We start from the raw sequence: 7946 nt of genomic DNA on the forward strand, positions 1-7946 counted from the left end.
GCTGGTCCTAGGGTTTCGGCAACGTCGTGAGCAGCGCACTGACGATCTCCTCGGCCTTGGCACAGGCCTGTTGCATGGTCTTGCCGCTCTCACGCTCATACGTCACCTTGACGTTCTCACCGAGGCGCTCGCTCATCGCCCGGTGCTGCCAAGTCAGGACGCAGGCCGGAGGCCCCTGCGGTGGATGCTCGTCGCGGTACACCGTCGTACCGCCGACCTTCACCGGCACGACGCCACCGGCATCGGCCTGCTCCGGTCCGTGCGGCGGATACCCCTGCTCCACGGTCAGACGGAAAGTGCCGTCGCCGTGGTAGACGCACTGGTGCAGATCCTCGGGGGCGGTGGCCCGCACGGGGCCGATCAACCGGGCGACCCTTTCGGGGTAAAGCAGCGTGCAGGGGTCCAGCCCGATCAGCGACTTGGGGGCCATGTCGCGTCCGTGACCACCCGCGCGGATCCGCCGCACCGCCTCGCCGAGTCCGGCCTTCGCCACCGTGCACTTCTCGTCCGAGGAGAGAGAGCCGCGGATCTCGGTGAGGAGCACGATGTTCTGGAGACTGGCGACCGGAACGGCGGCCGCGCACGAATTGCCGAAGGTGCTGGTGTACATCGGCAGCCCTTCCAACTCCCCGGCCGGAATCCCCTCGAGCAACCTGGGGCCGATATCGAGGTTCAGGGCACCGTAAAGGCAGTCCAGTCTTCGCCCGGGCGAGGTCGCCGCCAGAGCACCGAGCACGGGCGCTTCCCAGCCTGCCAGCACCTTGCACAGGTCGACCCGGCGCAGGTTGTCCGGACCGAGCGGATCCGGGTTGACCGGCGTGGTCACCGCCGTTCCGGGTGGCGGGGCCGCCGCGGCCGTGGGTGCTGGTTCGGGCCGTTGCAGCAGTTTCACCGCCACGACGACGGAGACGACCACCAGCACCGCCGCGGCCGCGGCCAAGGCGGTGTAGAGCCCGCGTCGGGAGCGCTTCGGCGTGGGCGGGTTCAGCAGTTCCCGCACCTCGGCCTGCTGCGCGTCGATCAGCTGGGGCACCGGCGGCGGCCACGGGTCGGCCGCCGGCGCGATGGGGCCGAGCTGACGCAGTACCCAGGTCGAGTCCGGCCGGTCGCCGGGACTCTTCGCCAGACAGGGTTCGACGACCCGGCGCAGGTCCTCCGGCACCCGGCTCAGATCGGGCTGGGTGTGCACGACGTTGTAGAGGGTGTGCGGAGTGGACGATCCGGTGAACGGGCCCTGCCCGGTCGCGGCCATCACCAGCAGGGACCCGAAGGAGAACAGGTCGCTCGCGTGGCCGATCTCCTGTCCGCGTGCCTGTTCCGGCGACATGAACCCGGGCGAGCCGATGATCGCGCCGGTATGGGTGAGTTCGGAGTCGCCCTCGATGGCACGGGCGATGCCGAAGTCGATCACCCGCGGACCGTCTCCGGTGAGAATGACGTTACCGGGCTTGAGATCGCGGTGGACCAGCCCGGCACGGTGGATTTCTCCGAGCGCCAGCGCCAGCCCGGCGGCCAGGTACCGCAGCGAAGACGGCGGCAACGGCCCACCGGCCGCCACCGCCTCCGAGAGCGAGGGACCCGGTACGAACATCGACGCCAGCCAGGGCGTCGGCGCGTCGGGATCGGCGTCCATCACCGCGGCCGTGAAGGCGCCGGACACCATCCTCGAAGCAGCGACCTCTCGGCGGAACCGCTCACGGAAACCGACGTCGTGGGCGAAGCCCGGATGTACCTGTTTGACGGCGACCAGCCGACCGTCGGGCGAACGGCCCAGCAGCACCCGGCCCATTCCACCCTGGCCGAGCACGGCGAACACCCGATGACGACCCACTTCGGTGGGTTCACCAGCGTTCAGAGATCTCACGACGCCCCCTCGATAGAGAGCGATGATACAAAAGTCGACTCGCTCATCTGCGACAATCATGAAAAGGCACGGCGCGTTCGTCTCGGTATTCACCTCAACGGGTTTGAGCTCTTGGGTGTCACTTCGCGGCTCAAGTACCTCATATTCAGGCTGGCAGCACGACTAAGGTCAGGGACGAGGGGGTGCGCCGCAACATTTCCGGATGAGGGTCGCGGTAAGTGGTCCGCCGTCGGTGGCCCGGATGATCGTGCGCAGGTCTTCCGATGCCGCCGCGGCGCGCAGCCGTTCCGGGAAGTGACCGGCGCACCACAGCGGCTCGAGGATCCCTGCCACGGCGACCGGATGTGCCGACAGGTGGTGAGCGACTTCGGGCCACCGGACCACCACAAGCGACCACAGGGCCAGAGTGTCCGGGGCGACATCGGAGTCCTCGAGGAATCGGATCGAACGCAGCAGGCTAAAGGTGTTGACGAACTTCTTGACAGATCTCGGGTTGTCGCCAAGTACGGAAGCGAACTTGCTCAGGGTATGCTCGGCACGTCCGCGTTCGGCTGCGGTCGACAGCGCGGCGACGACTGACGCGGCCCGACCCTCCTCGAACGCGCGCAATCGCGCCTCTAGGCCTCCGGATCCAGTCTGAGGTCGAGGCCGGGGGGCCGGGGTGGATCCATGAGCAGGGCTCTGTGGTTTTGCGGGCGTAGTGATGCGGAGCATGTCGTCGAGGAACGCTGACTGCGCTTGTCCGGTCAGAGAGGGCAATGGTCGCATCGATCCAGGTCGTCGACGAAGAACATGTGCGCCAACGACACAGTCACGGCCTTTCTGGCCACCGGCGAGCGTCCGGAACGGGATCGCGCTTGCGCCGCGGAATCGTGACCGGTCACCACTGCCTTGACCATGCCCGCACGGCAGTTCGACCTGCTGCGGTGGCTCGACACCGCGGCCGGGCTGCCTGGCGTCAGTGGAGCAGGTCCGGCCGGACTCTGGTGATTTCCTGGGTCAGCTGCCGGACCGTGGCGAAGTTCGGCAGTCTGAGTTCCACTTCCGTTTTAGCATCGGGCAGGGGTTTCACCAGCGCACTGTGGCGGAGCGTGAAACGGCCGTCCGCAGGGGTGAACACCAGGGCCGGCAGTACGGGTTTCGAGTTCGGGGCGCCTTTGACCGGCGGGCGCGGTTCCCGTCCGCGTACGGCGCGCAGCTCTTCCCATGCGATCAGATCGGCTTTGCGACCGGCTCGCCACCATAGTCCCCGTTGATCGACGGCGAAGCGGTGCATGCGGGGGACGGAGCCGATCATGACCATCAGGCCGCTCAGCGCGAGCGCGCCGAAGAGAAATGACGCGGCGGCCGGAGGCATGTTCTTCGCTCTCGATGAAGCTGACGGATGCCCGACGTCCGGGAAGACGGCGGCCAACCCGAAGACGACGAACAGGGCCAGCCCGCCGATGAACGCCCACCGGCCGGTCCGGTATTCGATGACGGGCGTCTCAGGATCGGCGGGCCATGTCTGTTCGGGCACGAACGGCAGCGTAGCCGAAGATGGCTCCAGCAGTGGGGGTTCGCGACCTGTGCCCCTGAAGGTCAGCGGATGCTTACACTGCCGGGTCCGAAAGTGTGGATGAGCTGGGTGATCGTGGGGACCGCCGGGAGACAGCCGCCAGCTGAGGACTGGCCTGACGGGTCGACAACTACGCTCGATATCGGGCCTGGCGGGCTGATGCGCCGCCCGCCCACACTGCCCGATGCTGACCTCCGCAGAGATCGAACGAACCGCAGGAGGCACGCGCTGTGGGACTCGACGTCCGTGATTTCCCTCTACGCCACGCTTCTGCTGACCGGTCAGTCGTGGCAGTACGAACTGCTGGCCCGTGGCCTGCCTGCGGCGCCGACCGGTGCACAGGTCGGGCTGTACACGACGCTGACCTGGGTGGGGCAGGGCCTGATCGCGGCGATCGGGGTGGCATGGCTGCTGGTGCTGGTCGCGCGGGCACGCCGGGAACGGCGGGGCACGCCACCGGCACGGGCCTACCGCGTCGCGACCTCCCGGCATCCCGCGCTTCCCCTCTGACGCCCTGCCCGGCCCGGCTGGTTTGGCCGGCACCCGTCGGGGAAACCGGGTGCTGAGGAGAGGTGAAACCACATGGAGGCGCCGCACCAGGTGGCCGTCGGGGTGTTGGCCGACGAAGGCCTGCCGGAGCAGGTGATCACCACCATCGTCGACGAGCTACCGGAAACTTTCGCCGCTCTGGTGAGTGGGCGGACACGATGGCGGGTGGAGCACCAGGTCGACCAGTTGCCGCTGAACGAAGACGGTGACATCCCGATGCGCACGCTGTCGGAGCAGCATCGTCAGGGCCGGGGCTGGGACTTGCTGGTGCTGGTCACCGACCTGCCTCGGCGTGCGGGGACGAAACCCATCGTCGCCGGTGTCGACGCCGAGCACGGTGTCGCGATGATCTCGCTGCCCGCGCTGGGCGCAGTCCTGGTGCGGCGCCGAGTACGGGCGTTACTGGTTCGCGTTGTGCGGCAGTTGATATCGCGGCGGTCCGGGGATCACGGCGGGCAGGGTGCTGTGGCACGGTGGCGTGAGGTGCTGGCCCCCACGCAGTTCCTGGCCGATGACCGTACGCCGTCCGCGACACACGTCGCCCTGGTCGGACTTCGTGGCCGGCTGCGGCTGCTGGCCGGAATGGTCCGGGACAACCGTCCGTGGCGGCTCGTCCCGCACCTCGCGGGCGCCACCGCGGCGGCGGCGGGCACCGCGGCCTACGGCATCATCACCAGTTCGTTCTGGAAGCTCGCGGACGCGTTGCCCCCGCTGAGGCTGACAGCGATCATGGTGGTCACCGTCCTGATCATGACGGTGTGGCTGACGGTGTACAACCACCTCTGGGACCGGCCTTCCGAAGCCGCCGAGCGACGCAAAGCGCTGCTGTACAACGTTTCCACGGTGACCACGCTGGCGATCGGAGTGGCGTGCATGTACGCGATCCTGTTCGTGCTCGCGTTGCTCGCGGCGGCTGTCCTGATCGACAGCGGCTATCTCGCCCAGACGCTCGGGCACTCGGTCGGGGTGGGTTCGTACCTGAACCTGGTGTGGTTGTGCAGCTCGGTCGGCATCGTCGCCGGCGCCTTGGGGTCGAGCCTGGAAGACGAAGAGACCGTGCGCAGCGCGACCTACAGCCGCCGCGAGCAGGAACGTCAGGAACGAAACCAGCGCCGGCAAGAACACCGGAGGCCCACGAACAGGAACCTCTCCGCGCAAAACTCGGCCAGGGACCAGTAAGCGACCGCGAAACTCGGGCACGCCCGGAGTCCGCACGAGCTGAACTGTCCGACATGTTCGCCCTGCCGACACTCGAGTCTGTGAACACCCGGTCCGCTGTCGAAGCGTTGCGGTATCGCTTCAGCGGCCCGAGAATGACTGTCGTGGACGTTGTCGTCGGGCAGGAGAGCCACAGTGGACTTCAGGCGTCGAGTGCTCCGGGCGTTGCGACCATCGCCACGTCCGACCGGCCGGTTTCGCGATGGCCACCAGGATCGCGCCGGTCTTACGCCCTCTTCTGCGCCGGGCGTCCGCCTGGCTCTGGCGGGACGATCTCGCCTACGCTGAACGTCGTTATGCGTTGAGAACCGGCCGAAAGTGAAGGACCCCTTCGTGTCGCGGATTCCAGCTGACGTGGCCGGGCGGCCCTTGGTGGTCACCGCCACGGTCGATGCGGATACCCAGGAGTACTGGGACTGGTTGCGCCGCACCTGGTTTCCGCCGGACCGGCTCCAGGTGGGAGCGCACATCACGCTTTTCCATGCTCTTCCTGGAGAACATCTCGACTCGGTCGGCGCGGACTGTGCCGTACTGGCCGGCGAGACAAGCCGGTTCACTCTGGCGGTGACCGGGGTCCGTTCGCTGGGGCGCGGGGTCGCGCTCGCGCTGGACTCGCCCGAGCTGGTTTCCGTCCACAGTGTCCTGCGAAGCCGATGGCTCCGTTGGCTCACACCCCAGGACAGGCAACCTTTGAAGCCTCATGTCACGGTCCAGAACAAGGTCGGCGCCGCCACCGCCGCGGCTACCCTCGCGACCCTCCGGCAGGAGATCACGCCCAGCACGGCAAGGGTGACCGGCCTGGCCGTCTGGCGTTACCTCGGTGGCCCTTGGGAACCGATCAGCAGGCACGAGTTCTCGGGAACCGTGCCCGTCTAGGCGTTTCGGACTTCGGACGATGTGGCCGGCCCCGTGTCGGGGGCCGGCCACATCGTGTGCAAACGGCCTGGGTCGGGAGAACCGGCCGTCCTCCTCACCATGTGGTCGGGCAGCGACCCTGGTGCGGTGAGGTGGTCTGAAAGGGACTAGGACTGACCAGGGCGCTGCACGTCGCCGCGCCAGGCTCCGGTCTCGGAGCCGCCGCGGTTTTCGAGGAAGGTCTTGAAGCGGTCGAGGTCGCCTTGGACACGGCGGTCGAGAATGCCGAGCTTGTCGGCGACGTTCTCCACGAATCCCTCGGGATCGATATCCATCTGGACGGTGACCCGGGTCTGGTGGTCGTCAAGGCGATGCACGGTGACGACGCCTGCGTGGTTCGGGCCGTCGTCGGACTTCCACGCGACGCGTTCGTCCGGGTGCTGCTCGGTGATGGTGGCGTCGAATTCCCTGGAGACGCCTGCAACGGTGATCGTCCAGTGTGTGTGGGTGTTGTCACGCTGCTCGACCCGTTCCACGCCTTCCATGAAGTGAGGGAAATCGGCGAATTGGGTCCATTGGTTGTAGACGTCGGTGACCGGCGCCTCGACGTCGACGGACTTGGTGATCGTGCTCATCAAGCGCCTCCTTGGGGCTGGCCTGTTTCGTGTCCGCCTCCTGATACCCCGCCATGTCCGATCGAAACCAGGGAAGTCGTCGCCGAACCTTGTCGCCGGCGACGATCGGGACGAAGGATCGATCGACCGGGATCCACTCGTCATCAGGACCTTCAGTGGGTACACCGCGATCGGCGAAGTGAGCGCGACATTCCCCGCGCGCTCCATTTCGATGACACGACCTACGTGTGCGGGGCCCACCGGAATACGAGTTCCCTGCAAAGAGTGCTCGTGTCCGGCTCATACGGTCGGCTTGGCCACTTTCCCGCGAACGGCAGGGTTTCCCCGGGAGTTTTTCCGCGCCGTGGCGGCGAAATCGGACCATTTCCGGTCTGCGGTCTGCACCGAGAGCCGGACGATCTCGCCGCTAAGGCGGCCTCCAGGCAGGGGCCGTCTCTGAGGGCGTACTGGGCGCGGTCGATCTCCACGGCGCGGTCGTCGGTGCTGGCGGCGGTCCGCGGGCTGCCGGTGTGGATCGCGGTGACACTGGCCAGATCCGCGCCGGGGATCGCCCGCACCGCTTGAGCGCAGACGGCGTCGAGCAGTTCCGCGTCGCCCGGGTCCGTTTCCAGTGTCTCGGTCAGCGCGGTCAAGGCCGCGTTCACCTCGTCCAGGTACCCGGTCACCGAGGACTCGTTCGGCATCGTGTTCCCCTTGGTTCTGTCCCGGCTCGGCGTGGTTCAGCGGCCGGTCGTCCGAGTGCGACGGCCGAGCGCCAGTTCGAGGTCGGTGTGGCCGGTGGCGCCGCGGTGTGACGGCGGCGTGAGCTGTCCGACGTAGCGATCGCCCGAGCGGAGGGCTCGGACGAACCGGGCGACCCGGGCCGCCGTCGGGGCGATGGTCTTGCCGCCGAGGTAGCAGACGACGATGAGGTCTTCGCCGGAGTGGGTTTCGATGGCGATCGCCCAGCCGTGGACTTCGTCCCAGAGCAGGGCTACGTCCCGGTCGGGGTGGCCGGGGAGCCTGCCGTCGAGGGCGATGTAGGCCGAGACGGGGCTGTCGCAGTCGACGACGCAGGATTCGAGGCCGATGCCGAGGGCGTCGGTGACTTCGGCGAGGTAGCCCCATAGGGCGGCGAGAGCGGGGTTCCGGGCCGGCGCGGTGAGCGACGCGGTCAACAGAAGTGTCCTTTCTTCGACGACTGCCCGTGGTGGGACCGGTGATCGGCCGGTCCCACCACGGACACGGCGCTCAGGCCTGGATTTCCTTGCGATCGGTCTCGGAGCCG

Annotated in this window: 11 protein-coding genes; 5 read left to right on the forward strand and 6 right to left on the reverse strand. The window is 67.7% G+C overall.

Annotation, left to right across the window (positions count from 1 at the left end; all coding sequences use genetic code 11):
* Nucleotides 1-7 precede the first annotated feature (7 nt).
* Both IE302_RS42395 and IE302_RS42400 read right to left on the reverse strand, forming a co-directional pair.
* Nucleotides 8-1864, reverse strand: coding sequence for a serine/threonine-protein kinase (locus tag IE302_RS42395; RefSeq protein WP_229908367.1), 1857 nt, complete (start codon nucleotides 1862-1864; stop codon nucleotides 8-10).
* Between the two features lie 168 nt (nucleotides 1865-2032).
* Complete coding sequence (locus IE302_RS42400) at nucleotides 2033-2473, reverse strand: hypothetical protein (RefSeq protein ID WP_191260121.1); 441 nt, start codon at nucleotides 2471-2473, stop codon at nucleotides 2033-2035.
* 129 nt (nucleotides 2474-2602) lie between these two features.
* On the opposite strand from IE302_RS42400, the gene IE302_RS43150 reads away from it, so the two are divergent.
* The gene (locus IE302_RS43150) at nucleotides 2603-2740 is read left to right on the forward strand and encodes an alpha/beta hydrolase (protein ID WP_268246808.1); all 138 of its coding nucleotides are present in this window, start codon (nucleotides 2603-2605) and stop codon (nucleotides 2738-2740) included.
* A gap of 82 nt (nucleotides 2741-2822) precedes the next feature.
* On the opposite strand, the gene IE302_RS42410 is transcribed toward IE302_RS43150, so the two are convergent.
* The gene (locus IE302_RS42410; protein ID WP_191260122.1) at nucleotides 2823-3383 is read right to left on the reverse strand and encodes a hypothetical protein; all 561 of its coding nucleotides are present in this window, start codon (nucleotides 3381-3383) and stop codon (nucleotides 2823-2825) included.
* A gap of 285 nt (nucleotides 3384-3668) precedes the next feature.
* Between IE302_RS42410 and IE302_RS42415 the strand changes: the two genes are divergently transcribed.
* From IE302_RS42415 to IE302_RS42425, 4 genes are all read left to right on the forward strand, one after another.
* Complete coding sequence (locus IE302_RS42415; protein ID WP_229908369.1) at nucleotides 3669-3932, forward strand: hypothetical protein; 264 nt, start codon at nucleotides 3669-3671, stop codon at nucleotides 3930-3932.
* A gap of 72 nt (nucleotides 3933-4004) precedes the next feature.
* The gene (locus IE302_RS42420) at nucleotides 4005-5150 is read left to right on the forward strand and encodes a hypothetical protein (protein WP_191260123.1); all 1146 of its coding nucleotides are present in this window, start codon (nucleotides 4005-4007) and stop codon (nucleotides 5148-5150) included.
* Between the two features lie 241 nt (nucleotides 5151-5391).
* On the forward strand, nucleotides 5392-5511 hold the full coding sequence (locus tag IE302_RS43005; RefSeq protein WP_005158838.1) for a DUF5914 domain-containing protein: 120 nt from the start codon (nucleotides 5392-5394) through the stop codon (nucleotides 5509-5511).
* Nucleotides 5512-5522: 11 nt separating this feature from the next.
* Nucleotides 5523-6065 carry a 2'-5' RNA ligase family protein gene (locus IE302_RS42425; protein ID WP_229908371.1) on the forward strand — a complete coding sequence of 181 codons (543 nt, stop codon included), beginning with the start codon at nucleotides 5523-5525 and terminating at the stop codon, nucleotides 6063-6065.
* Nucleotides 6066-6211: 146 nt separating this feature from the next.
* Here IE302_RS42425 and IE302_RS42430 read toward each other — a convergent pair whose 3' ends face one another.
* The 3 genes from IE302_RS42430 to IE302_RS42440 all read right to left on the reverse strand — a co-directional run bounded on the left by IE302_RS42430 (nucleotide 6212) and on the right by IE302_RS42440 (nucleotide 7836).
* Nucleotides 6212-6679: an SRPBCC family protein gene (locus tag IE302_RS42430; RefSeq protein WP_191260124.1), complete on the reverse strand. Its 468-nt coding sequence runs from the start codon at nucleotides 6677-6679 to the stop codon at nucleotides 6212-6214.
* A gap of 221 nt (nucleotides 6680-6900) precedes the next feature.
* On the reverse strand, nucleotides 6901-7362 hold the full coding sequence (locus tag IE302_RS42435) for a hypothetical protein (protein WP_191260125.1): 462 nt from the start codon (nucleotides 7360-7362) through the stop codon (nucleotides 6901-6903).
* 36 nt (nucleotides 7363-7398) lie between these two features.
* Nucleotides 7399-7836: a DUF6292 family protein gene (locus IE302_RS42440; protein ID WP_191260126.1), complete on the reverse strand. Its 438-nt coding sequence runs from the start codon at nucleotides 7834-7836 to the stop codon at nucleotides 7399-7401.
* Nucleotides 7837-7946: the final 110 nt, after the last annotated feature.

This window comes from Amycolatopsis oliviviridis (assembly GCF_014654365.1).
In the GTDB taxonomy this organism is placed as follows: Bacteria; Actinomycetota; Actinomycetes; order Mycobacteriales; family Pseudonocardiaceae; genus Amycolatopsis; species Amycolatopsis oliviviridis.

Excerpts from the sequence above, each read along its gene's own strand:
- IE302_RS42430 (WP_191260124.1), bottom strand. The coding sequence starts at position 6,679 with ATGAGCACGATCACCAAGTCCGTCGACGTCGAGGCGCCGGTCACCGAC.
- IE302_RS43005 (WP_005158838.1), top strand. The coding sequence starts at position 5,392 with ATGGCCACCAGGATCGCGCCGGTCTTACGCCCTCTTCTGCGCCGGGCG.
- IE302_RS42435 (WP_191260125.1), bottom strand. The coding sequence starts at position 7,362 with ATGCCGAACGAGTCCTCGGTGACCGGGTACCTGGACGAGGTGAACGCG.
- IE302_RS42420 (WP_191260123.1), top strand. The coding sequence starts at position 4,005 with ATGGAGGCGCCGCACCAGGTGGCCGTCGGGGTGTTGGCCGACGAAGGC.